Source organism: Williamsia sp., assembly GCF_036566845.1.
Taxonomy (GTDB): Bacteria; Actinomycetota; Actinomycetes; order Mycobacteriales; family Mycobacteriaceae; genus Williamsia.
This window is the reverse complement of the sequence record NZ_DATCVM010000012.1, coordinates 1-23,572: the sequence shown is the minus strand read 5'-3', so window position 1 is coordinate 23,572 and position 23,572 is coordinate 1. Positions and strand designations below refer to the sequence as shown.

At 64.2% G+C, this 23,572-nt stretch carries 19 protein-coding genes, 1 tRNA gene and 1 pseudogene; 9 read left to right on the top strand and 12 right to left on the bottom strand.

Annotated elements, in window-relative coordinates; all coding sequences use genetic code 11:
- Positions 1-859: M48 family metallopeptidase (locus tag VIQ49_RS00470; RefSeq protein ID WP_331879839.1), on the top strand; the 859-nt coding region annotated here is incomplete at its 5' end.
- 6 nt (positions 860-865) lie between these two features.
- On the opposite strand, the gene VIQ49_RS00465 is transcribed toward VIQ49_RS00470, so the two are convergent.
- Positions 866-1,477 (bottom strand): DsbA family protein, encoded by a 612-nt coding sequence (locus VIQ49_RS00465; protein WP_331879837.1) that lies wholly within the window; start codon positions 1,475-1,477, stop codon positions 866-868.
- 172 nt (positions 1,478-1,649) lie between these two features.
- Between VIQ49_RS00465 and pepN the strand changes: the two genes are divergently transcribed.
- Complete coding sequence (pepN, locus tag VIQ49_RS00460; RefSeq protein ID WP_331879836.1) at positions 1,650-4,217, top strand: aminopeptidase N; 2,568 nt, start codon at positions 1,650-1,652, stop codon at positions 4,215-4,217.
- 67 nt (positions 4,218-4,284) lie between these two features.
- Here pepN and VIQ49_RS00455 read toward each other — a convergent pair whose 3' ends face one another.
- The 3 genes from VIQ49_RS00455 to VIQ49_RS00445 form a co-directional block, all read right to left on the bottom strand.
- On the bottom strand, positions 4,285-4,758 hold the full coding sequence (locus VIQ49_RS00455) for a DUF5130 family protein (protein WP_331879835.1): 474 nt from the start codon (positions 4,756-4,758) through the stop codon (positions 4,285-4,287).
- Positions 4,745-4,996, bottom strand: a complete 252-nt coding sequence (locus VIQ49_RS00450; protein WP_331879833.1) for a hypothetical protein — start codon at positions 4,994-4,996, stop codon at positions 4,745-4,747. The genes VIQ49_RS00455 and VIQ49_RS00450 overlap by 14 nt, the downstream gene beginning before the upstream one ends.
- Before the next feature lie 121 nt (positions 4,997-5,117).
- Positions 5,118-5,807, bottom strand: coding sequence for an HNH endonuclease (locus tag VIQ49_RS00445; RefSeq protein WP_331879832.1), 690 nt, complete (start codon positions 5,805-5,807; stop codon positions 5,118-5,120).
- Between the two features lie 199 nt (positions 5,808-6,006).
- On the opposite strand from VIQ49_RS00445, the gene VIQ49_RS00440 reads away from it, so the two are divergent.
- Together VIQ49_RS00440 and VIQ49_RS00435 are read left to right on the top strand one after the other, a co-directional pair.
- Positions 6,007-6,411 (top strand): globin, encoded by a 405-nt coding sequence (locus tag VIQ49_RS00440; RefSeq protein ID WP_331879831.1) that lies wholly within the window; start codon positions 6,007-6,009, stop codon positions 6,409-6,411.
- Positions 6,412-6,475: 64 nt separating this feature from the next.
- Positions 6,476-8,125, top strand: a complete 1,650-nt coding sequence (locus VIQ49_RS00435) for a glycoside hydrolase family 13 protein (RefSeq protein WP_331879830.1) — start codon at positions 6,476-6,478, stop codon at positions 8,123-8,125.
- Positions 8,126-8,165: 40 nt separating this feature from the next.
- Here the strand turns inward: VIQ49_RS00435 and VIQ49_RS00430 are convergent, their stop codons facing one another.
- From VIQ49_RS00430 to VIQ49_RS00405, 6 genes are all read right to left on the bottom strand, one after another.
- Positions 8,166-8,858 (bottom strand): hypothetical protein, encoded by a 693-nt coding sequence (locus VIQ49_RS00430; RefSeq protein WP_331879829.1) that lies wholly within the window; start codon positions 8,856-8,858, stop codon positions 8,166-8,168.
- Positions 8,858-13,672 (bottom strand): NAD-glutamate dehydrogenase, encoded by a 4,815-nt coding sequence (locus VIQ49_RS00425; protein WP_331879827.1) that lies wholly within the window; start codon positions 13,670-13,672, stop codon positions 8,858-8,860. The genes VIQ49_RS00430 and VIQ49_RS00425 overlap by 1 nt, the downstream gene beginning before the upstream one ends.
- An 88-nt stretch (positions 13,673-13,760) precedes the next feature.
- Positions 13,761-15,434, bottom strand: a complete 1,674-nt coding sequence (gene ettA, locus VIQ49_RS00420; RefSeq protein WP_331879825.1) for an energy-dependent translational throttle protein EttA — start codon at positions 15,432-15,434, stop codon at positions 13,761-13,763.
- Positions 15,435-15,561: 127 nt separating this feature from the next.
- Positions 15,562-15,711: a hypothetical protein gene (locus VIQ49_RS00415; protein ID WP_331879824.1), complete on the bottom strand. Its 150-nt coding sequence runs from the start codon at positions 15,709-15,711 to the stop codon at positions 15,562-15,564.
- Positions 15,712-15,939: 228 nt separating this feature from the next.
- A complete protein-coding gene (locus tag VIQ49_RS00410) occupies positions 15,940-16,386 on the bottom strand; it encodes a single-stranded DNA-binding protein (protein WP_331879823.1) in 447 nt (148 codons plus the stop codon).
- Between the two features lie 149 nt (positions 16,387-16,535).
- Entirely contained in the window at positions 16,536-18,641 is a 2,106-nt protein-coding gene (locus VIQ49_RS00405) for a cytochrome c oxidase assembly protein (RefSeq protein ID WP_414731545.1), read from the bottom strand.
- Positions 18,642-18,730: 89 nt separating this feature from the next.
- On the opposite strand from VIQ49_RS00405, the gene VIQ49_RS00400 reads away from it, so the two are divergent.
- A tRNA-Arg gene (locus VIQ49_RS00400) sits at positions 18,731-18,807 on the top strand.
- 38 nt (positions 18,808-18,845) lie between these two features.
- Here VIQ49_RS00400 and VIQ49_RS00395 read toward each other — a convergent pair.
- Entirely contained in the window at positions 18,846-19,082 is a 237-nt protein-coding gene (locus VIQ49_RS00395) for a hypothetical protein (protein ID WP_331879822.1), read from the bottom strand.
- 196 nt (positions 19,083-19,278) lie between these two features.
- On the opposite strand from VIQ49_RS00395, the gene VIQ49_RS00390 reads away from it, so the two are divergent.
- The gene (locus tag VIQ49_RS00390; protein WP_331879821.1) at positions 19,279-19,677 is read left to right on the top strand and encodes a DUF6188 family protein; all 399 of its coding nucleotides are present in this window, start codon (positions 19,279-19,281) and stop codon (positions 19,675-19,677) included.
- 14 nt (positions 19,678-19,691) lie between these two features.
- Here VIQ49_RS00390 and VIQ49_RS00385 read toward each other — a convergent pair whose 3' ends face one another.
- Positions 19,692-20,384 (bottom strand): lysophospholipid acyltransferase family protein, encoded by a 693-nt coding sequence (locus tag VIQ49_RS00385; RefSeq protein WP_414731544.1) that lies wholly within the window; start codon positions 20,382-20,384, stop codon positions 19,692-19,694.
- 174 nt (positions 20,385-20,558) lie between these two features.
- Between VIQ49_RS00385 and VIQ49_RS00380 the strand changes: the two genes are divergently transcribed.
- The 3 genes and pseudogenes from VIQ49_RS00380 to VIQ49_RS00370 all read left to right on the top strand — a co-directional run.
- Positions 20,559-21,893 carry an HNH endonuclease gene (locus VIQ49_RS00380; RefSeq protein WP_414731543.1) on the top strand — a complete coding sequence of 445 codons (1,335 nt, stop codon included), beginning with the start codon at positions 20,559-20,561 and terminating at the stop codon, positions 21,891-21,893.
- Between the two features lie 88 nt (positions 21,894-21,981).
- On the top strand, positions 21,982-22,539 hold the full coding sequence (locus VIQ49_RS00375; protein ID WP_331879819.1) for a PadR family transcriptional regulator: 558 nt from the start codon (positions 21,982-21,984) through the stop codon (positions 22,537-22,539).
- Positions 22,540-22,576: 37 nt separating this feature from the next.
- A pseudogene (locus VIQ49_RS00370) lies at positions 22,577-23,572 on the top strand (2,4-dienoyl-CoA reductase FMN-binding domain-containing protein); the annotation flags it as partial.

Sequence of the window (23,572 nt, the reverse complement as noted above, 5' to 3'; positions counted from 1 at the left end):
GATCCTGATCGCGCCCCTGTTGCTGTATCTGATCCGCGGTCTGACGTACGCGATGCCGCGCGTCAACGGGGTGAAGATGAGCCCCACCCAGTTCCCCGAGGGCTATCAGATGGTGGTCGAGGCGTCGCGCAGGTTCGGGCTCGAATACGTCCCCGACGCGTACGTCGTCCTCGGGAACGGCACCATCAACGCATACGCCTCCGGCCACGGATTCCGGCGCTTTGTTGTTGTCTACTCGGACCTTTTCGAGATCGGCGGGCACGCGCGAAGCCCCGAGGCGCTGCGGTTCATCATCGGGCACGAGGTCGGTCACATCGCGGCCGGGCACGTGTCGTACTGGCGTCAACTCGGTTCGATGATCGGCCTGAACATCCCGGTGCTCGGCCAGGCCCTGTCGCGGTCGATGGAGTACACCGCCGACAATCACGGCTACTACAACCAGCCGTCCGGATCGCCCGGCGCGATCGGGGTGCTGGCCGCCGGCAAATACATGCTGACCTCGGTGAGTTTCGACGAGTTCGCCGATCGGGCGACCCTGGAGAAGGGCTTCTTCACCTGGTTGACCAATCTGCAATCGACCCATCCGGTGCTGACCTGGCGGGCCGCGGCACTCCGGGACCGCTCGGGGCCGGGCCGGATGTTCTTCCGCCCCCGCCGGATCGTCCGCGGAATCGGCAGCGGCCACACCCAGATGCTTCCGCCGCCGACATTTGTCCCGCCGGCCGGGTCGGGAGCCTTGGTGGCCGGTGGCCCGGTCACCGGTTTTCCGCCGTACCTCCCCCCGACTCCTGCGGCATCACCGCCGCCGGTCGACCTGACAAAGAATCAGGCCGACCGGAAAGCGGATCCCGGGAGCTGAGGTGGATCAGTCGAACTGCGGATCCTCGTTGCGGGTGCGCTTGAGTTCGTAGAAGTGGGGGTAACTCGACAGCGCGAGCGCACCGTCCCATACTTTGCCGGCGTCGTCGCCCCGCGGGATCCGGGACAGGACCGGCCCGAAGAAGGCCACGTCGTTGATGTGGATCGTCGGCGTTCCGACGTCGTCGCCGACCTTGTCCATGCCGCGGTGATGGCTCGCGCGGATCGCCTCGTCGAATGTGGTCTGGTCGGCAGCCTCGGCCAGCTCTGCGGGCAGTCCCACCTCGGCAAGTGCCTGCGGGATGACCTCGCCGAAGTCTCTGATGCCCTTGTTGTGGATGAGCGTTCCCATGGCTGTGTACAGCGGCGACAGGATCTCATCGCCGCGCTCGGCCTGCGCAGCAGCGATCACGCGGACCGGGCGCCAGGCCTCCTTGAGACCTTCCCGGTACTCCTCGGGAATGTCTTTTCCTTCGTTCAGCACCGCCAGGCTCATGATGTGGAAGTTGGTCTCGATGCTGCGCACCTTCTCCACTTCGAGAATCCAGCGAGAAGTGATCCAGCACCACGGGCACAGCGGGTCGAACCAGAAGTCGACGCGATCAATCGAGGCGGTCATGAGTTGAAGAACTCCTTCAGCAGTCAAACGTGAGGAATAGTGCCGGTGGAACCATTTCATGGTTCAACAACCGACGCCTGATCACATTCCCTCCCGCGCTCAACCAGCGCGCACCGACTGGCAATACGGTATGTGTGTAGCAATCGGCATAATCCCTGTGAAGTGAGGCAACGTGGCGGCACCAAACTTGACCCGTGACCTGGCGGGCCAACGCTCGGCGAACATCTCGGTCTCCAATTACGCGATCGATCTCGATCTCACCGACGGTGCGGGCAAACCCGGTGAGAAGACCTTCCGGTCGGCAGTGACCATCACCTTCACCGCCACCGGCGGCTCGTCGTCGTTTGTCGATCTGATCGCACAAACGGTGCACACCGCGACCCTCAACGGTTCGCCATTGGACATCTCGGCGTACACCGAGGAGGACGGCCTGGCGCTGACCGGTCTGGCGGCCGACAACACCCTTGTTGTGGTCGCCGACTGTGTCTACTCGCACACCGGCGAGGGCCTGCACCGTTTTGTCGATCCCACCGACGAGTCGGTCTACCTGTACTCGCAGTTCGAAACCGCGGACGCCAAGCGGATGTTCGCCTGTTTCGACCAGCCGGACATGAAGGCGACGTTCGACGTCACCGTCACCGCGCCGGCGGACTGGAAAGTGATATCCAACGGCGCCGGCACCGAAACCGGTTCCGGGAAACACACTTTCGCAACCACCCCGTTGCTGAGTACCTATCTGGTGGCGTTGATCGCCGGTCCTTACGCGGTGTGGACCGACAGCTATACCGACGAACACGGCACCATCGACCTCGGCATCTTCTGCCGCTCGTCACTCGCCGAGTTCATGGATTCCGAGCGCCTGTTCACCGAGACAAAGCAGGGTTTCGAGTTCTACCACAAGAACTTCGGGATTCCGTACGCCTTCGGTAAGTACGACCAGCTCTTCGTCCCCGAGTTCAACGCCGGCGCCATGGAAAATGCCGGAGCGGTGACGTTCCTCGAGGACTACGTCTTCCGTTCCAAGGTCACCAAGTATCTGTACGAACGCCGCGCCGAAACCGTGCTGCACGAGATGGCGCACATGTGGTTCGGTGACCTCGTCACGATGCGGTGGTGGGATGACCTGTGGCTCAACGAATCCTTCGCCACATTCGCCTCTGTGCTCTGCCAGTCGGAGGCCACCGAGTACAAGAACGCCTGGACCACGTTTGCCAACGTCGAGAAGTCCTGGGCGTACCGGCAGGATCAACTCCCCTCCACCCACCCGGTGGCCGCCGACATCCCCGACATCGCGGCCGTCGAGGTCAACTTCGACGGAATCACCTATGCCAAGGGCGCTTCGGTGCTCAAGCAGCTTGTCGCGTACGTCGGTCTCGACGAGTTCTTGGCCGGACTCCGCGACTACTTCCAGGTGCACCAGTTCGGAAACGCGACGTTCGCGGATCTCCTGGGCGCACTCGAGAAGTCCTCGGGCCGCGACCTGTCCGACTGGGGTTCGCAGTGGCTGAAGACAACCGGTATCAACGTCATCCGTCCCGACTTCGACCTCGACGAGTCCGGGGCGTTCACCCGTTTCGACATCCTCCAGGACGGCGCCGCCCCCGGCGCGGGCGAAACCCGAACCCACCGCCTTGCCGTCGGCGTCTACGACGATGTCGACGGAAAGCTGGTCCGTACCAAGCGGGTTGAGCTCGACGTCACCGGCGGGCGCACCGCCGTCGCCGAGCTCGTCGGCGTGAACCGTGGACAGCTGATCCTGCTGAACGACGACGACCTGACGTACTGCTCGGTCCGGCTCGATCCGGATTCTCTGGCCGCGGCCACGAGCCGCCTGGCGGACATCAGCGAATCCATGCCTCGCACGCTGGTGTGGTCGGCAGCTTGGGAGATGACCCGGCAGGCCGAGATGCGAGCCCGCGAGTTCGCCGCCCTCGTCGAGCACGGGATCGGCGCCGAAACCGAGATCGGCGTGGTGCAGCGGGTGCTCCTGCAGGCCCAGACCGCGATCGACGGTTACGCCGACCCCGAGTGGGCCACCTCGGTGGGCTGGCCGAGTTTCAGTGCCCGCCTGCTCGAACTCGCTCGTGCGGCCGAGCCCGGTTCGGATCACCAGCTGGCATTCGTCAACGCGCTGCTGTCCGGCGTGCTCGCGCCCGAGCAGACCGAAGTGGCCCGCGCACTGCTCGATTCCGACCCGGCAGACCAGGGTCTGGCGGGCCTCACGGTCGACACCGATCTGCGCTGGTCGATCGTGCAGGCGCTCGCCACCGCCGGAGCCATCGATACCGACCCGGCCACCAGCCCGGTGATCGACGCCGAACTGGCCCGGGACAACACCTCCGCCGGCAGCAGGCAGGCCGCGAAGGCACGGGCGTCACGCCCGTTGCCGGAGGCAAAGGCCGACGCGTGGGCACAGGTGACCGAAGACGACACCCTGTCGAACACGTTGGGGCGGTCGATCATCGCCGGATTCTCGCGTCCCGGTCAGGGTGCGCTCGTCGCGCCCTACACCGCGAAGTTCTTCGAGATCGCCCCGCTGGTGTGGGAACGTCGTTCGAGTGAGGTCGCTCAGACGGTTGTGGTCGGTTTGTACCCGACCTGGGCGGTGTCCGAGGAAGCACTTGCACTCGCCGATGAACTGCTGGCCGGCGATCATCCTCCGGCGCTACGCCGGTTGATCTCCGAAGGCCGCGATACCGTCGCGCGGACCCTGCGGGCACGGACGTTCGACAAGAGCTAGACACGACACACAAGGGCGGGGCAACCGAAAGGTTGCCCCGCCCTTGTGTGTTCGGTTCAGGTTTGGTTCAGCGAACCGTGACTGCTGCTGCCATCACGCGGATGGCGGAGATCAGTCCGTCGACGAGGTCACCGGAACGGATGCCTGCGATCGCTGCGGTGACACCGAGCTGGGCCACCCGATCGTTGAGCCGTGCGGCGACCTCTTTGCCGGAGACGACCACAACGTCTTTGGTGTTCGGCGACACCGCGATCAGCACGGCGTGCTCGGGTTCCGGCGCGTTCGGCAGTATTGCGGCAGCACCGGCCACCGCGTCATCGCCCAGGTCGCCGATGTACACCGAGAAACGGATGGCCGTCTCGTCGGTGGCGTCTGCCAATGCCTCGTCCAGGGCCACCAACTCGTTGGTCTTGAACGGCGGGGTGGAGGGCATATCCTCGGGGTAACGAGCTGCCGAGATCCGACCGCTGACGGTCAGTGCGGCGCCCATGGGGAGCGTTTCCGGATCGACGGTCGACTTGACCACATCACCACTTGCCACTTGCCGAGCCTCCGATCAAATCGTCCGTGCCGTGCCCGTGATACGTCGGGGCCACCGGCTTCGCCTCGGTTGCACTGAGCAACAACGGGCTGTGTTCCCACTTCTGATCGATCGTGTAGAACTTCACCTTCGGGTACTTGACACCGCTGGTGAACAGCAACGCCCCGACCACCATCACCACCGCAATGATTGTGAGGATGAGGGTCGGCATGCCGACCGCCACAATCAGGTCTTCCATCGTTCCGCCCTTCAGAACCGCTCGACTCTTGTGTCAAAACTTAGCCGACGACACATGACCACGTCTCGCCGAGGTCGCCCGGCGCGTCGGGGCACAGTACGCGAGGGCCCGCAGCCCGCGCTCAGGCGGCGCCGACGTCCAGGTAGCGCGACCAGGCCGGGTCGAACTCCTTCACCGTGGCCAGCAGTCGCCAGTGCCGTCCCTTCGGCGCCGTGAGGGCAACCTTGAGCGTCCACCCGAGCTCGGAGAGCAGCCGGTCGGCCTTCTTGTGATTGCAGGGGGCGCAGCACGCAACGCAGTTGTCCCAGGTATGGGTCCCGCCGCGACTTCTTGGCACCACGTGATCGATGGTGTCGGCTTTGGCACCGCAATACCCACAGCGCGTCCGGTCCCGCTGCATCAGCGCCGCCCGTGTCATCGGGATGACCGCGCGATACGGAACTCGCACATACGTCCGCAGCCGGATCACCGACGGCACCGCGATCGCCATCTCCGCCGAATGAATGAGCGGGCCGGCGCCGTCCTCGTGGATGACATCGGCCCGCTCACGGAGCACCAGCACAATCGCCCTGCGTATCGAGATCGCGGCAAGTGGCTCGTAGGTCGCATTCAGGAGGAGCACTCGGTGCTTGCCCCAGCGCGAATTGCTTCCGCCGGCCGGGGGCGCTCCGATGGCGTCGACGGCGCGAGGTCCGGTGTCCAGCGTGGACACACTTGCGTCGCCGTGCGATCTCACGCGTCCATCAGTCGTGGTCGCGACACGGTCGTGCCCCGCGTGACCTTTTTTGCGCTGCACCTTCGTCCGTGACATCTAACCTCCCGGCCACACCAACCGACCTCGATGGGAACGATTCAGTTCAACACGGATGCCGCACAAATGCACGACAAAATGCAGGTGGCTGCCGGGCAACTGTGTGAACTCTGGGTGTCCGCGCCTTACGGGCCCGCACGCCGGGCCCAGAAGGGAGCATCGGGCGGCGCCCATGACCGTGTGGCCGGCGAGTGGAACAATGAATGCCGTGACCACTTCTCCGCAGACGTTCTACGAGGCAGTGGGCGGCGAACAGACGTTCACAGACCTGACCGCCCGGTTCTACGAGGAAGTCGCAAAGGACGAGATCCTGCGACCGCTCTACCCCGATGAAGACCTCGGGCCGGCCGAGCGCCGAATGCGCATGTTCCTCTCGCAATATTGGGGCGGACCCCGGACCTATTCGGACGAGCGGGGCCATCCGAGGTTGCGAATGAGGCACAACCCCTTCCGCATCGGGCCCATCGAAAAGGCGGCCTGGCTGCGATGCATGTACATCGCGATCGCCTCGATCGACTCTCAGCGCCTCGACGACGACCATCGCCGGGCTCTGACGGACTACGTCGAGATGGCGGCCGACTCGATGATGAACTCCCCGGTGTGACATCTGGTACACGCCCGGACACGTGATCCTGACGTTCTCACTTGAGTGAGGCAAGATAATTCAGGTGAGTGACGAGACAAACGATCTTTCCCCGACCGCAAGCAATGCTTCGGCGGAAGATCAGACCCAATCCGATCCCGGATTCCCGCGGTGGTGGCAGAACGCGATCTTCTATCAGATCTACCCACGCTCCTTCTCCGATGACAACGGAGACGGTGTCGGTGACATCCCTGGTGTGATCGACAAGCTGGGATATCTGGAATTGGTCGGTGTGGACGCCATCTGGCTCAGCCCGGTGATGAAATCGCCGATGGCCGACCACGGCTACGACGTCTCTGACCCTCGCGACATCGATGAACTGTTCGGTGGTCTGGAAGCGATCGACGCACTCATCCGCGAAGCCCACGACCGGGACATCAAGGTCACCATGGACCTCGTCCCCAATCACACCAGCGATCAGCACCCCTGGTTCGTCGAGGCACTCGGCTCCGAGCCCGGCGGCGCGGCCCGCGACCGCTACATCTTCCGCGACGGTCTCGGCGACGACGGCAGCCTGCCGCCCAACAACTGGGCCAGCGTGTTCGGCGGCCCGGCCTGGACGCGGATCACCGACGCCAACGGCAACCCCGGCCAGTGGTACCTGCACATCTTCGCCAAAGAGCAGCCGGATCTGAACTGGGACAACCCCGAGGTCTTCGCCGATCTCGAGAAGACCCTGCGGTTCTGGCTCGACCGCGGAGTCGACGGCTTCCGGATCGACGTCGCCCACGGGATGGCCAAGCCCGAAGGCCTGCCCGACATGGACCTCGAGAACGTCGGCCTGCTCAGCAACGACGACAACGATCCCCGGTTCAACAATCCCGGCGTGCACGACATCCATCGCAAGATCCGCGCCGTCCTCGACGACTACCCCGACGCGATGACCGTCGGCGAGATCTGGGTGGAGGACAACGTCCGCTTCGCCGAGTACGTGCGGCCCGACGAACTCCACCTGGGCTTCAATTTCCGGCTGGCGAAGATCCCGTTCGATTCCGAGGCCGTCCGGGGAGCGATCGAGCATTCACTCGAGGCAATCGCATCGGTCTCGGGTACGCCCACCTGGACGTTGTCGAACCACGACGTCGAACGCGAGGTCACCCGCTACGCGACCGAGGACTCACCGCAGGCGGGTGTCGACCGTGCCCGCGCGATGATCCTGGTCGAACTCGCGCTTCCAGGCGCGGTGTTCATCTACAACGGCGCAGAGCTCGGGCTGCCCAACGCCGACCTGCCGGACGACGTGCTGCAGGACCCGGTGTGGGAGCGCACGGGACACACTGAACGCGGCCGCGACGGCTGCCGGGTGCCGCTGCCCTGGGAGGGCACGGCTCCCCCGTTTGCGTTCTCCAGCAATGCCGACACGTGGCTGCCGATACCCGCGGAGTGGGCCGCCCTGACCGTCGAGAATCAGCTCGAAGACGTCAACTCGACGTTGTCGCTGTACCGGCAGGCGATCGAGTTCCGCAAGACGCGCCCGGAGTTCGCCGGCGAGGCCATCGAGTGGTACGGAGCGCCCGCGGGATGCCTGGCATTCCGCCGGTCGCTCGGCAAGCTGGTCTGCGCGCTCAATGCCGGTTCCGAACCGATCGGTCTCCCGCCGGGCGAACTCCTGCTCAGCAGCGCACCCCTGGTCGACGGCAAACTCCCACCGAACGCGGCGGCCTGGCTCGTCTGAATCCGACTGGTCCGGCCGCCGACGCGGTGGCCGGACACGGTCAGTTGACCGACAGATCCAACGGCATGGTCCGGCGCTGATACACCGACCCGAAGCGGGCATCGAGGCGAGCCCACACCGCGGTCGCGCGCACCCGAACCATCTCGGCATCGTCGATGTCGTCGATCGGTGAGGTCTCGCTGATGTCGCGGTTGTCGGCCTGGCGCACAAAACCCATGGCCGTGAGCGCGAACACCGAACGCATCGACACCCCGACAACCTGATCGAACGACTCCGAGGAGACATCGAGCACCTGCTGGTCGAGCAGCCCGGTGGGTGGACCGTGCGCACTGCCCTGCGTGCGCGCCAACTCGGCACCGGACCTCGAGAGTTGCACGAGAACCCGGGCGGGCACATCGTCGACATGTGTGAAGCCCGTGGCAGACGGCAGCGCACCGCGCCACGCACTGTCGAGGGCAAATCCGGTGTCCACCGTGGCGGCCGCCGGGTCGTCCTTGGTCGCCCGCAACGCCGAGCGCAGTTCGGAGGCCCCACAGACCACGTCGTCGCCGGACATCGACCCGGCCACCACGCGGCTGGCCAAGACGTCGAATCCCGTGTTGACCCAGATTCCGAGGAGCCCGTCGGGACGACGTTTGATCCGGATCACCGCCACGTCGTCGGCGCGCAGTGCTCGACCGGCAAACGCCGCGAGGTCGATCCGGTCACGGGCGGACAGTGTCAATTCGGCCATCAGCGGATGGTGCTCCTCAGTTGTCGGGCGGCGACCGACAGGGTCGCCAGATCGAGCTTCCCACTCTCGGCGATGTCTGCGAGTGTCGAGCGGACCCGCGACAACCTCGAGGTGTTGTTCAGTTCCCACTCGGCGATCTTCTCGTCCGCCGATTCCGTGGGTTCGCCGGAATCGAGGATCACCAGACACAGCGATCGCAACGCCCCGTGCAGGTCGTCGCGCAGCGCCAGGCGGGCCAGCGAATGCCACCGGTCGATCCGATCGAGGTCGGACACTGCGCTGAGCAGTTCATGCACCCCGAGATGATCCATCAGTGCGAAGTACAGATCGCCGACCTCCAGCGGGTCACGGTCCGAGATCTCGGCGGCGTCGATGATATCGAGGAGACAGAAACGGTGCAGGCTCGACGCAACGGCGTGCGATGTTGCTTCTGGAACACCTTCTGCGCGTAGACCTTCGGCATATCGACTGATGTAGCTCGCCGCCGCGCCGCGCAACCAGCCCGCCAGAGACGGGGACAGCTCCGCGACGAGACCGCGGTATCGGGTGACCTCCGAGGCCATCGCCAACGGCTGTGGGCGCCCGGCGATCATCCAGCGAGACGCCCGGAACAGCAGCCGACGGGTGTAGACGATCATCGCGTTGGTGGTCGGTATGGCACAGGGCGCTGCCGCGATATCACGCCACAGGGCGTGCAGTCCGAAGATCTCGGTCACCACCTCATACGACCGCACCACATCGACCGGATCGCTCCCGCTGCCCTCACAGAGACGGAACACATGTGTGATCCCGGCGTTGTCGACCAGATCGTTGACCACGGTGGTGGTCACGATCTCCCGCCGCAGTTGATGGGTGGAGATCCCGTCCGCAAACCGTTCCTGTAACACCGCCGGAAAATAGTCGAAGAGGCGCGGCGAGAAGATGTCGTTGTCCGGCAGCTCCCCCGCGAGCATGTCGCTCTTGAGGCCGAGTTTGACGTGAGCCATCACGGTGGCCAGTTCGGGCGACGTCAAACCGTGACGGCCGGTGGCATGTCCACGATCCACCAGTTGTCCCGGACGGGGTAGCGCCTCGAGCCGCAGGTCCACCCCGCGACCCTCCATCTCCTTCAGTAGCCGGGTGTAGACCTCTTCCGTCACGTCGGCATCGGCCCGGCTGATCCCCAGCTCGGCGTTCTGAGAGACGTTGTCGGCCAACACGAGATCCCCGACCTCGGTTGTCATCGACTCCAGCAAAGGATTTCGCTCCTCGGCGGGCAGACGCCCCACCGACACCTGGGAATCGAGCAGGATCTTGATGTTGACCTCGTGGTCGGAACAATCGACGCCGGCTGAGTTGTCCATCGCATCGGTGTTCACCCGACCGCCACCGAGGGCGAACTCGGTGCGGCCGAGTTCGGTCAGCCCGAGGTTGCCACCTTCACCGACGACCTTGGCGCGCAACTCGTTCCCGTCGACGCGAATGGAATCGTTGGCCTTGTCCCCCACCTGGTCGTTGGTCTGCGTACTGGCTTTGACGTAGGTTCCGATGCCGCCGTTCCACAGCAGGTCGACCGGTGCCAAAAGGATCGAACGGATCAGGTCCGGCGGCGACAACGCACCGACATCCTTCGGTAGCCCCAGTGCCTCGGCGGCTCGCGGACTGACCGGGATCGACTTCAGATCTCTCGGCCACACTCCACCGCCCTCGCCGATCAGGTCGGTGTTGTAGTCGGCCCACGACGATCGGGGCAGGTCGAACAGGCGCCGACGCTCCACGAAGGAACCCGCGGCGTCGGGGTCGGGATCGATGAAGACGTGTCGGTGATCAAAGGCGGCCACCAATCGGATGTGCTCTGACAACAGCATTCCGTTGCCGAACACATCGCCGCTCATGTCCCCGATCCCGACCACCGTGAAGTCATCGGTCTGGGTGTCCGAGCCCATCTCCCGGAAATGCCTTTTCACCGCTTCCCAGGCGCCGCGGGCGGTGATGCCCATCGCCTTGTGGTCGTATCCGGCCGAACCTCCCGATGCGAAGGCGTCGCCCAGCCAGTATTCATATTGTCCGGCAACATCATTGGCGACATCCGAGAAGGAAGCGGTCCCCTTGTCGGCGGCCACCACGAGATATGGGTCGTCGTCGTCGCGGCGCACCACCTCCGGCGGTCCGATGATGTCGCCCGATGTGGCGTCGATGTTGTCGGTGACGTCGAGCAGTCCCGAGATGAACCGTCGATAGCACTCGATGCCTTCGGCCCGGGTCGCCTCGCGATCGGCGGTCGCGTCGCCGGACGGTATCGGCGGTCGTCTGACGACGAACCCGCCCTTGGACCCGACCGGCACGATCACCGCGTTTTTGACGGCCTGTGCCTTGACCAACCCCAGCACCTCGGTCCGGAAGTCCTCTTGCCGGTCAGACCAGCGCAGGCCGCCACGCGCGACCGATCCGAATCTCAGATGCACACCTTCGACTCGGGGCGAATACACGTAGATCTCGAACAGCGGCCGCGGCAACGGCGTCTGCGGGATGTCGCGGGGCCGTAGTTTGAAGCTGAGGGTCTGGTGTTGCAGCCCTTCTCGATTCGTGCCGTAGTAGTTGGTGCGGACCGTGGCCGAGAGCATCGAGACGAAGGCGTTGACGATCCGGTCGACGTCCATGCTGATGATGTCGCCGATGGCCGCGGTCAGGCGGTCGAGCACGTCCCTGCGACGGTTGTCGTCGGCGGCCTGCGGATCGAACGAGGCCCCGAACAGTTCGACCAACGACTTGGTGACCGCCGTGTTGGTTCCCAGCACCGCCGCCACATGTGTTGTGCTGTACGAACTCCCGCATTGACGCAGATAGCGCGCATAGGCCCGCAACATGGCCACCTGTTGCCATGTCAGACCACACCGGAAGATCAGTTCGTTGAAGTTGTCGACTTCGGCGTCGCCACGCCAGATCTCGGAAAAGGCCTCCGTGAAACGCTGTGCCACATCGCCGACGCTCTCGGGGTCCACCACCATGCCATCGGCCAGTGCGAGCCCGAACTCGTAGACGAAGCACCGCCGGCCGTCCTGGCGCTCGATCTCGAGCGGCCGTTCGTCGAGGACGTTGACGCCGAGACTGTGCAGCACCGGCAGGACCTCGGTCAGTGTCGCCGGACGTCCACACAGATAGAACGCGAATAGCCAGTCCTGACCGCCGCCTGGTACGTCGTCGGCAGGCTGGTAGAGGCGGACGTGGAAGCCACCGTCCATCAGTGCGTCCACGATCGCGACGTCGGCATAGGCTTCGGCAGGGCTGCGGACGTCTTTGTAACTGTCGGGCAGTGTCGCCGCGTAGAACGTGATCTCCTCGAAATCGCCGCCGTCGGCCACCGCGACTTCCCGGAGCCTTTCGTCCCACCCGCGAGCGACTTCGACCATCTTGTCCTGCAATGCAATCTGCCCCGGCGTACCCACCGCCAGACTGCCGAGCTCACTGCAGTCACGTGACTCGACCCGCATCACCACGTGCAACAGCGCGAGGGCGGATTCACTGACACGCGCGGTGTATTCCAGATGCCCACCGCCGAGCTCGGTCAGCAGCAGGTTCTGCAATGACTCGCGCAGCCGGGTCGTGTATCGATCACGCGGCAGATACACCAGAGCCGACACGATCTCACCGGCGGGTTCGGGCCGCAGGAAGACCCGCACCTGCCGATTCGGCACGGCTTCCAGAACCGCTGACAGCGTCCGGGCGAGTTCTTCGGCCGGCACCGAGAAGAGCTCGGTGCGCGGCAGGGTCTGCATCAACTCGAGTATCGCCATGCCGTTGTACGACGTGGGGTCCACCTGCGCCAAGGCCAGCACGTCGGCGACCTTGGTGTCGATCACCGGGATCTGCAGGATGTTCTCGTGCAGCGCCGTCGAGGTGAAGCCGCCGACGAACACGTGATCGCCCACCCGGGTCCCGTCGGTGTCGTAGTCGGCGATCGTGATCAGGGTGGGAAAGTTCGACCGCTGGATGCGGGTCGGAAGGTAGAGCTGCTGCACGCTGACAGGACCGCTGCCGGGTGTGACCCGATGCGCAGCGGTATCCCCCCGCCAGATGCCCAGACCGGTATCGGATTCGGCCGTCCGATTCCCGTTGTCCGTCACACAGTGCACGTAGCCGAACGGCGAAAAATGCTGGTCCGCGAACCATCCGAGCATCTGTGCGTGGTCGGACGCCGTCGCGTGGTCGATACCGTCGGGCACATCGGCCGTCGTGTAGGAACCGAATACGTCGGCCAGACTCCCGATCAGACCGATCATGGCGGCCTGATCGCGATGGACGTCGCGGATCCGGCCGACCACGGTGTCGAGTTCGGCCCGGACCCGTCCGAGGTCGATCGCCGATGTGGTCGGCGTCGCCTCGACGTAGATCCACGATTCGGTGATCCGACCGGTGCCCGTCGCCTCGCCCGAAGCGTCGGGACCGTCCACTCGCAGCAGCACACCGTCGGCATCACGGGCAACCGGCAGAATCGGGTGATCGATCCGCACCACCATCAGATCGGTCGCTTCGATACCTGCCACCACGGACTCGACCAGCAGCGGCATGTCGTCGGCAACTATTGCGATCAGCACCGACCCGCCGTCCTGGTCGATGTCGATGACAGTTGCGCCCGGCGACCTGATGTGGCCCACACCCAGATGCCGGAAGAGCTGGGATCGCCTCGACGATCCCAGCTCTTCCCATGACGTCTGCCGACGGGTGCCCGGTCCCTGGAAGTACCCGCTGATTGCTTGCGCCAGCAGGGCTTTCAGAGAAGCTGGCAGATCCCCGGACGAGGAACTCGCCAGATCAGACCGTGTCGATCCGGTCATTGCCGTCACGCTCCAGTTGATCGTTCTCCCGCGGTATCTCCGAGGGGTCTTCCATCAAATGTAGTGACCTGCAGCGACCGGCGAATCGCTAATCGCGAGTCAGCTTTCGGTGTGTCACAGAATGCGGACGTGCGGCCTCGGCACCGAGGCGCTCGATCTTGTTGGCCTCGTATGCCTCGAAGTTGCCCTCGAACCAGAACCACTGTCCCTCTGCGACGTTGCCCTCCCACGCCAGGATGTGGGTACAGGTGCGGTCGAGGAACCAGCGGTCGTGCGAGATGACCACTGCACAACCGGGGAACAGGTCGAGCGCGTTCTCCAGTGAGCTGAGGGTCTCGACGTCGAGGTCGTTGGTCGGCTCGTCGAGCAGGATCAGATTGCCACCCTCTTTGAGGGTCAGCGCCAGGTTCAGGCGGTTGCGTTCACCACCGGAGAGCACCTCTGCCTTCTTCTGCTGATCGGGTCCCTTGAATCCGAACGCGCTCACGTACGCGCGGGACGGCATCTCGTTCTGGCCGACCTCGATGAAGTCGAGTCCGTCGGAGACAACTTCCCAGACATTCTTCTTGGGGTCGATGTTGGAGCGGTTCTGGTCGACATAGCTGAGCTTGACCGTGTCGCCGACCTTCACCTCACCGGAATCCGGCTCCTCGAGTCCGACGATGGTCTTGAACAGCGTGGTCTTACCGACACCGTTGGGGCCGATGACCCCGACGATTCCGTTTCGGGGCAGCGTGAACGACAGGTCCTTGATCAGAACACGCCCGTCGAAGCCCTTGTCCAGGTTCTTGACGTTGACCACGATGTCGCCCAGGCGCGGCGGCGTCGGGATCTGGATCTCCTCGAAGTCGAGTTTGCGCATCTTGTCGGCTTCGGCGGCCATCTCCTCGTACCGGCCCAGGCGCGCCTTGTTCTTGGTCTGGCGGGCCTTGGAACCGGACCGAACCCACGCCAGCTCCTCTTTGAGGCGCTTCTGCAGCTTCTGGTCCTTCTTTCCCTGAACTTCGAGACGCGCGGCCTTCTTCTCCAGGTACGTCGAGTAGTTGCCCTCGTACGGGTGCAGCTTTCCGCGGTCGACCTCACAGATCCACTGCGCGACATGATCGAGGAAGTACCGGTCGTGGGTGACGGCCAGGACGGCGCCCGCGTACGAGGCGAGGTACTGCTCGAGCCACAGGACACTCTCGGCGTCGAGGTGGTTGGTGGGCTCGTCGAGGAGCAGCAGGTCGGGCTTCTGCAGCAGCAGCTTGCAGAGCGCGACACGGCGTCGCTCACCACCGGACAGGTGGGTGACGGGCTCATCGGCCGGCGGGCAACGGAGGGCGTCCATCGCCTGCTCGAGCTGGGAGTCGAGGTCCCACGCATCGCCGTGGTCGAGGGCCTCCTGCAGCCGGCCCATTTCTTCCATGAGCTCGTCCGAGTAGTCGGTCGCCATCAGTTCGGCGATCTCGTTGTAGCGATCGAGCTGTTCCTTGATCAGGCCCATGCCCTCTTCGACGTTCTGTCGAACGGTCTTCTCTTCGTTCAGCTTGGGTTCCTGCATGAGGATGCCGACGGTGGCGTCCGGATCCAGGAACGCCTCACCGTTGGACGGCTGATCGATGCCGGCCATGATCTTCAGGATCGACGACTTACCGGCACCGTTGGGGCCGACCACACCGATCTTCGCACCCGGATAGAACGACATGGTGACGTCGTCCAGAATCACCTTGTCGCCGTGCGCTTTTCGCACCTTTTTCATGGTGTAAATAAACTCTGCCACGTTAGGGCCTCTCTACCTGTGATCGCAGGTGTCACCGCGGTTTTTCGCCGGCACTCCGCGGACAGCGGCACGCCGGACAACAACTCCAGCGTAGTGGGTCCGGCAGCGGTGGCCGACCGCGACGACCTTACTCCCCATCAGAGGCGCCACGAGCGGCGTCGATCACCGCCGATGTCGAGTGCGGGAGCAGCCGCGACCGGTCGGCCGGAACACGAGACAGGACATACAGGATCTCGGCGTGCCGCGGCGATATCTGATGGACCAGTTCCCCGCGCATAGCTCACTCCTTCTCCGGTGGCCAACGCGACGTGCGCAGCGAACGTATATGAGCCAGCCCACAGCCCGACAGGGTTGCAGGCGTCACATTCCCCATGCACGCCTCTGCTGATGAGAGGCCCCGCCGTGGGACTTCTATCGCTCGTCTCGACGATCTGGAACTTCGCATTGGGCACCTCTACTGCCGGTTCGCGGCGAAACGACCTCGCCGCCGACTGACCCCGATCGGTCAGGCGGCCGCGGCATCGACCGGGTCCGAGGAGTTCGCCGACACCCGCTCAGCACCGGGTGATTGCGTGGCCGTGGTCGGCCGCGGCATCATCCCCTCGAAACTGACCGTGCAGCGGCTCAGATCCATTCCGATCACCGACGCCGTCATCTCAAGGTCGGCGCGTCGTTCACCGGAATCGCTGATGTACTCATTGGTTTTGATCTGCCCGTGCGCGATCACCGGCCGCCCCTTCGCCACCACCGGCGCGGCACCGTCGATCAGTCGGCGCCAGCAGCTGACGGTCAGATAGAGCGCCGGTCCGTCGGCCCACTCCCCCGAGCGCTTGTCGAGCCGGCGAGAGTTGCACGCCATCCGGAATGACAACACCTCTTCACCGGCTGACGTCTGCCGCCGGCGCGGATTCGAGATCACGGTCCCGATGACGGTTGTATAGGTCTCGTACATGGTTCTCCCCCTGATGAATTCGTACGCTCGCGGCGCCACCTGATTCGTCGGTGTGAGAACAGCATGGACCGGGGTACCGACCGCCGGGCATCGTCAAGGGGCGAGCTGGGGATGCCGTCGGAAACTGTGGACAAGCATGGTCGTGCGGGTCAGGGTCTCGTCTCCGGACCCGGTTCACTCGACTCCGGTTCCGCGGACTCCTCCGTCGCGGCCGCGTCACCCGCCGGGCACGATGCGACGGCCGGTTCGGGCTCGGATCCACCGGCCAGCTGTTTCAGCATCGCGTTGTAACCGGCCAACTCGGCATCCTCATCGCGATCGGCGCGGCGGTCGAACTGGCGCGCCTGCCGGAGGTCCTGACGACTCCATTGAACGAGCAGCGCCAGCATCACCAGAACGAGCGGGACCTCTCCCGCTGCCCAGGCGATACCGCCGCCGAGTCTCTGATCACTCATCAGGTCCGGGTTCCACGGCAGCATCAGACTCTGGTAGTAACTCCGTGCGATCACGTTGTCCGTGCTCATCAACGCCACACCGAAGAAGGCATGGAAAGGCAACGAGGCGAACACCATTGCGAGTTTCACCACCGGCGACAGCTTTCGCGGCGCCGGGTCGATCCCGATGACGAGCCAATAGAAGAGGTAGCCGCTGATGATGAAGTGGAAGTTCATCGCCACGTGGGCGGCGTGATAGTCGACCAGCGTTTCGAACAACCCACCCAGATACAGCACGTAGTAGCTGCCGACAAAGAGCACCGACGCCACCAGCGGATGGGTCACGAAGCGCGAGAACGGGCTGTGCAGAATGGACAAGATCCACTCGCGCGGTCCGGGCGGGGCACTCCTGCCCGCAGGCTTCAGGGCTCGCAGTGCGAGTGTCATGGGTCCACCGAGCACCAGCAGCACGGGCGCCAGCATCGACAGCATCATGTGCGCGATCATGTGGAGGCTGAACATCGCCGGGGCGTACTTCCCCAGGCCCGAGGATGTGGCGAACAGCAGTGCCGCGCAGCCCAGGATCCAGGCGATCGTCCGCCCCACCGGCCACGCGTCACCGCGGCGACGCAGACGGATCACACCTCGCAGGTAGACGACGGCCATGACAATCGCGAGCGTCCCGAACAGCAGGTCGAACCGCCAGTCGAGGAATATCCGCGCAAAGGTGGGTTCGTGATCGATTCGGTAACCCAGGAGCAGTTCGGCCGCAGGCATGTTCGACGGATCGACGTTGGCCGGGGGCGGGGTCCGGGACAAGCCGACGGCGATCCCGAAAGTCACCGCGAACACCAGTAGCTCGACCGTGGCAAAGCGGATCAGTGGGCGACGGTTGTCGCCGTCCTCGATCGCCGGAATGGTGACCTTTCGGTGCCACGCACCGAATCCGCCCAGCGCCACCAGTGCCACGATCTTCGCCAGAACCAGCTGCCCGTAAGTCTCGGTGAACAGCTGATCGATCTTCACGCGGATCAGAGCGTTGATGACGCCGCTGACGCCGACAACAAGGAACGTCCAGAACGCGACCCTGGAGTAACGCGTGATCGCGAGCTGCGTGTAGCGGCCGGCACCACGGGCGTAGATCAGGACCGCGAACAGCCCACCCATCCACAAACAGGCACCCACGATGTGAAGGATCAGACTGTTCGTGGCGACGTCGTGGCTACCGCCGGTCGACGAGTGTCCGGCCAGCGCGATCGGCATCAACGTCAGGATCGACAGCGGCAACACGATCAGGGCCCAGGACCACCTCAGCGCGATGCGCGCCACGATTGCGCAGATCAGGGCAAAGATCGCGGTCCACAGCCAAGACCGGGCATCGGCGACCTGATCGAACGCCGTGATCAGCCGATCGGGACTCAGGGTCTCCGACAGCGGATACCCCGATGCATCCGAAATCGTCAGCGGAATCATCAACAGGGCCGCGACGGCCCACACCAAGGCTCCTACCGATGCGAACTTGATCGCTCGGTAGCCACCGACGTCTAGCACACCGTCCGACTGCGGCGGAACGAAGAACGCCGCGAACAACGCGCCGCCGACAGCGATCACCGCGCCGATCTCACCGATCGTCTGAACGGTGGGCAGCCCGTACCTGGTCAATGTCCCGGGATCTCCGACACCGGCGAGATCAAGCGCTGTGCCCGCCGAGATCGCGGTGACCGCCACCGCGACGCCGGCTGCCACCCAGGCCAACACCCAGCCAATGCTTGCCGCAGCACTGCGCCGGATGTCGATCGAATCGGGACTGGGTGTACTCACCCCTTCAGGGTAGGCACCGGTCCGATGCGACTCGCGTCGGCATGCTTGCGCCCGTGCCGTTATACTCACCTGCGCCGGACCTTCGGCACGCCTCCGTAGCTCATCAGGATAGAGCAGCGGCCTTCTAATCCGCAGGTAGCAGGTTCGAGTCCTGCCGGGGGCACCACCATTTCAACCCGACCGCCCGCCTATACGGGCGGACGCTCAGTCCTCCGGAAGTGCCGCAAAGGTCTTCTTTGTGCTCCGGTACCACCCCAACCCCGCGATCGGCCGCTTCCACCGGCCCTGCATGTCCTTCAGTGCAGGTTCGTGGGCCGTGTCACCATTTGCGACCATCTCTTTCAGATGGCTGTCCTGCGCGTGGATCACGTCGTCGGCCTTCTCGCCGCGAAGTTCCAGGTCGCACGGCCCGCCCAGTTGCTTGCATGTCATCGTTTTCATGTCCCGACCTCCCAGATGTTCATCGGAAACCGTTCAATCGGTGTCCTGCCGATGACGCTATCGATGGCGACACCGTTCACGCTTCTCGATTCCTGATCGGTACCGGGGCATGACGGGTGCACGATGTCGTCGCGATCTAGGTCGGAGCTCGGCAAGGTGTTATCGTCGATGTGACGTCCGACACACGGAGGCTTCGATGCAACTGTGGATTCAAGGTCACATCGTTGAACGGCTCACGTTCGAAGACAACCTGACATTCTTCTTCAACAACCACTGCGAGTTGGTCCTCTGGACGCCCTTCACGCTGACTTCTCCCCCGATCGGCGGATTGGGCATCGAGCACGACGACATCGCTCCGGCCAGGGTGATCGACGAGCAGCGGCCGCTGTTCACGATGCTCGGCCATCGAGCCGACGTCGCGGAGTGCAACGACGACGGCGATCTACACATCGAGTTCGGCGACGGCAGCGCCATCGACCTGCCCAGCCATCCCGAGCAACCATCGTGGGAACTCTTCGCCAAACGGCACGGCTACGCCACGTGCGAGAAGACCGGCCAGATCCGCGTGATCGAACACAATCACGCCACCACCTGAGCTGAGCCCGTTTCTCAGGCGACGTCCCGCCGAGGAGCCGGCTGCGCCCATGATCGCGCGTAATCGTCGACATACTCTTGCCCGGTGTTGGCGAGAATCAGCCCCATCAGGGCATCCGTTGCTCCCCGGCAGTCGTTCGTGGCCACGAACGGGGCGAGGTCGAGCGGCGGAAGTATCTCGATGACAACCCGATCCCGGCGCCACCATCGAAGGCCACGTGTCTTCCGCGTCCCCGTGATCGCCACCGGTATCACCGGAACGCCGGTGGTCATGGCAACCCTCATCACGCCGGTACGACCGCGATACATGCGGCCATCCGGCGAACGGGTCCCCTCGGGGTGAATCCCCCATGCGTTTCCGTCCCGCACGATGGACGTTGCCGCCGTGATCGCCGGCTTCGCGGCTGCGCCGCCTGAGCGCTCGACCGGAATCTGTCCCAGCGACGTGAAAAACCACTTCTGAAGCCGGCCGACCAGCCCCGCACGAGTGAAGTAGTCCGACTTGGCGAGGAAGAAGACCTGTCGACGCGCAGCCAGTATCAGGTAGAACGAATCGATCACGGCCAGGTGATTGGCTGCCACGATCACTGCTCCGCGCTGCGGAATATGCTGACGGCCAATAATTTTCGGACGTCCGATCACATGCAACGCCGGCCCGATGATCACGTGGCGACAGACTCGATATGTAACCGCACGCATGAAGGACATGAACTGTGTCTACCGCACTCTGGTGAACACCGCCTTCTCGAGTGACGAACCCAGCATGTCTCAGCGGTGTCTCTTGCCTGCATCATCTCGGGCGGGAACCACAGGTCGGCAGGCCTGTCAGACCCCCGATCTATGCTCCACACACTGATCCGACCACGGCTCCGGGGGGACCACATGTCGCACGTAAAGAGAATTTCCGGCCTTCGAGATTCCTTGCGGCATATTGACTTCGATGTCAGCGCCGCAGATTCGGTGAACCAGATCACCGCCCTCGAGGATCTCAAGTCCGCGTGCGCGGCCGCCCAGGCGCGGGCGACGATGAACCTTTCGATCAAGCGCCGACATGAACATCGAGAACTGGGAGTCCCAGAGAAGCGAGTGGGATCAGGGCTCGCATCCGAGGTGGGATTGGCTCGACGGGTGTCACCTCATCGAGGTGGCCGCTACCTGGGCTTTGCCCGAGCTGTTGTCGATGAGATGCCGCACACGATGGCGGCACTCGAATCCGGCCGTCTCTCGGAGTGGCGCGCAACCATTCTCGTGCGCGAGACCGCGTACCTGGACGTCGAGGATCGGGCCGCTATCGACGCCGAACTCTGCGCCGACTCGACAACACTCGATGGCGTCGGCGACAGAGCATTGACAGCTCGCGCGAAAGCGCTTGCCTATCAGCGTGATCCACATGCCGTGGTGGCACGCGCCAGCAAGGCGGCCAAAGACCGGAGGGTGACGTCACGCCCCGCGCCCGACAGCATGGCCACTGTGAGCGCCCTGCTACCCGTCGCGCAGGGCGTCGGAGTGATCGCCGCACTACGCAAAGCCGCCGACTTGCACACGAGAACCGGCGACGACCGCTCACGGGATCAGATCATGGCCGATGTCTTGTTCGAACGGGTCACCGGCCGGGCCGCGGCAGAGGGAACTCCGATCACGGTGAACCTCGTCATGTCGGACGCCGCATTGCTGGGCGACTCGGACGAGGCTGCCTTCATCGAGGACCACGGTCCCTTTCCGGCAGGCATCGCCCGGCATCTGATCGCCACAGCCGCCGGACGCGACACGCGACTGGCGGTCAGGCGATTGTTCACGAAACCCGCGACCGGTGCGCTGGTCGCGATGGAATCGGCGGCTCGAGCATTCCCGAAGGCGCTGGCACTGCTGATCCGCCTGCGCGACCAGGTCTGCCGAACCCCCTTTTGCGACGCCCCGGTGCGGCATGTCGACCATGTGAAGCCCCACGCCGAGGGTGGATCCACGAACGCCGACAACGGCCAGGGCCTGTGCGAACAATGCAACTACGCCAAGCAGGCACCGGGTTGGCGCTCGGCAATTCACCCTTCACCCGCGGGCCGCCACTCGGTGGGACTGACCACACCGACTGGTCACCAACACATCTCAACTGCGCCACGACTCCCCCAACCGGATACGCCACTCCCCCAGACCTCGACGGCCCAACGAACAACCCACAGCCGGATCGAGTCGCAACTCAGCGAGTTGATGGCAGCCTGAATCGAGGAACGATCCAGGTCAGCCATATGCACTTCTGAGTATATGAACGCTATTGCATAGTGCCGAGTTGCATGGGTATGGTTCAAAGGTGGCACTGGAGCACGCGATCATGACGTCGCTTGCCGAGCGACCGGGAACCGGCTATGAAATCGGCCAGCAGTTCTCTCGGTCGATCGGCCACTTCTGGTCGGCCACCCACCAGCAGATCTATCGGACGCTCAAAAAGCTGCATTCCGATGGGCTCGTCAGCTACGAATCCGTGGCACAAGACGGCAAGCCCGACAAGAAGGTCTACACGCTCTCGGCGAAGGGCCGTACAGCGCTGAAAGATTGGGTCGGAGCGCCTACCGAACCCCAACAACTGCGCGACGAGCTGGGCGTCAAGATCCGAGCCGCCGAGGCCGACGACCTACCCCAACTGATCAGTGAACTGCGTCGCCAACGTTCTCTGCACGAAGAACGCCTACGCCTCTATCAAGAGTTCGAGAAGAACGACTTTCCCGATCCGAGCGCGCTGAACCTGCGCAAGCTCAAACAGCACCTTGTGCTGCGCGGAGGCGTACGCATCGAAGTCGGTTTCATCGATTGGTGCGACGAGGTGATCGCCGCACTCGAAGGCGTGCTCGACGAGTCGCCCAACACCTGACAACACGGCCAGCCCCCGTGACGAAGAGAGGTCATCAATGACAAATCCGTATCCAAAGCTGTTCGAGCCGTTGATGATCAACAAGACGGTCCTCAAGAACCGCATCATCATGGGATCGATGCACACCGGCCTCGAAGACCGGATCTGGGACACCGACAAATTGGCCGCGTACTACGCCGAACGCGCCCGCGGTGGCGCCGGCCTCATCATCACGGGCGGCATCGCGCCCACCCGCGCCGGGCTTCTCATGCCCTTCGGAAGCAAACTCACCAACAAGGTCGACGTCCTACGGCACAGGCGTCTCACCGACGCCGTGCACAAAGAGGGCGGCAAGATCGCGATGCAGGTCCTCTACGCCGGCCGCTACGGCTACACCCCACTCAAATTCAGTGTCAGCTGGGAGAAGTCGCCGGTTCATCCCTTCCAGCCGATCAAGATGAACGACGCGCTCATCAAGCACGCCATCTGGTCGTACGGTCGCTGCGCCAAGCTCGCCAGGGACGCGGGCTACGACGGCATCGAGATCATGGGCGGTGAGGGCTACCTGCTGAACACCTTCCTCTGCAGGCGCACGAACAACCGCACCGACAAGTGGGGCGGGAACACCGAGAACCGCCAACGGATCGTTGTGGAGATCGCCAAGGAGATCCGCAAGAAGGCCGGCCCCGACTTCATGGTGATCATGCGTCAGTCGATTGCCGACCTGGTCAAGGACGGCCAGACGTGGGACGAAATCGCCTTGCTGGCACGCAAACTCGAAGCCGCCGGCGTCGATGCGATCAACACCGACATCGGCTGGCACGAGGCACAGGTCCCCACCATCGTCACGTCGGTGCCGCGTGGAGCGTTTGTCAGCTACACCGAACGGTTGCGTGAAGAGGTGTCGATCCCGCTGATCGCGTCGAACCGGATCAACACGCCGGAGCTCGGCGAGGAGATCCTCGAGGGTGGCCGGGTCGACGCCATCTCGATGGCGCGACCTCTATTGGCCGATCCCGAGTTCGCCAACAAGGCCCAGGCCGGTCGCGGCGAC

Bases quoted from the DNA above. Each gene is read 5' to 3' on its own strand.
- VIQ49_RS00465 (WP_331879837.1), bottom strand. From the start codon at position 1,477: ATGACCGCCTCGATTGATCGCGTCGACTTCTGGTTCGACCCGCTGTGC.
- VIQ49_RS00450 (WP_331879833.1), bottom strand. From the start codon at position 4,996: ATGGAAGACCTGATTGTGGCGGTCGGCATGCCGACCCTCATCCTCACA.
- VIQ49_RS00445 (WP_331879832.1), bottom strand. From the start codon at position 5,807: ATGTCACGGACGAAGGTGCAGCGCAAAAAAGGTCACGCGGGGCACGAC.
- VIQ49_RS00440 (WP_331879831.1), top strand. From the start codon at position 6,007: ATGAATGCCGTGACCACTTCTCCGCAGACGTTCTACGAGGCAGTGGGC.
- VIQ49_RS00430 (WP_331879829.1), bottom strand. From the start codon at position 8,858: ATGGCCGAATTGACACTGTCCGCCCGTGACCGGATCGACCTCGCGGCG.
- VIQ49_RS00425 (WP_331879827.1), bottom strand. From the start codon at position 13,672: ATGACCGGATCGACACGGTCTGATCTGGCGAGTTCCTCGTCCGGGGAT.
- VIQ49_RS00415 (WP_331879824.1), bottom strand. From the start codon at position 15,711: ATGCGCGGGGAACTGGTCCATCAGATATCGCCGCGGCACGCCGAGATC.
- VIQ49_RS00410 (WP_331879823.1), bottom strand. From the start codon at position 16,386: ATGTACGAGACCTATACAACCGTCATCGGGACCGTGATCTCGAATCCG.
- VIQ49_RS00395 (WP_331879822.1), bottom strand. From the start codon at position 19,082: ATGAAAACGATGACATGCAAGCAACTGGGCGGGCCGTGCGACCTGGAA.
- VIQ49_RS00390 (WP_331879821.1), top strand. From the start codon at position 19,279: ATGCAACTGTGGATTCAAGGTCACATCGTTGAACGGCTCACGTTCGAA.
- VIQ49_RS00385 (WP_414731544.1), bottom strand. From the start codon at position 20,384: ATGTCCTTCATGCGTGCGGTTACATATCGAGTCTGTCGCCACGTGATC.
- VIQ49_RS00380 (WP_414731543.1), top strand. From the start codon at position 20,559: ATGTCGCACGTAAAGAGAATTTCCGGCCTTCGAGATTCCTTGCGGCAT.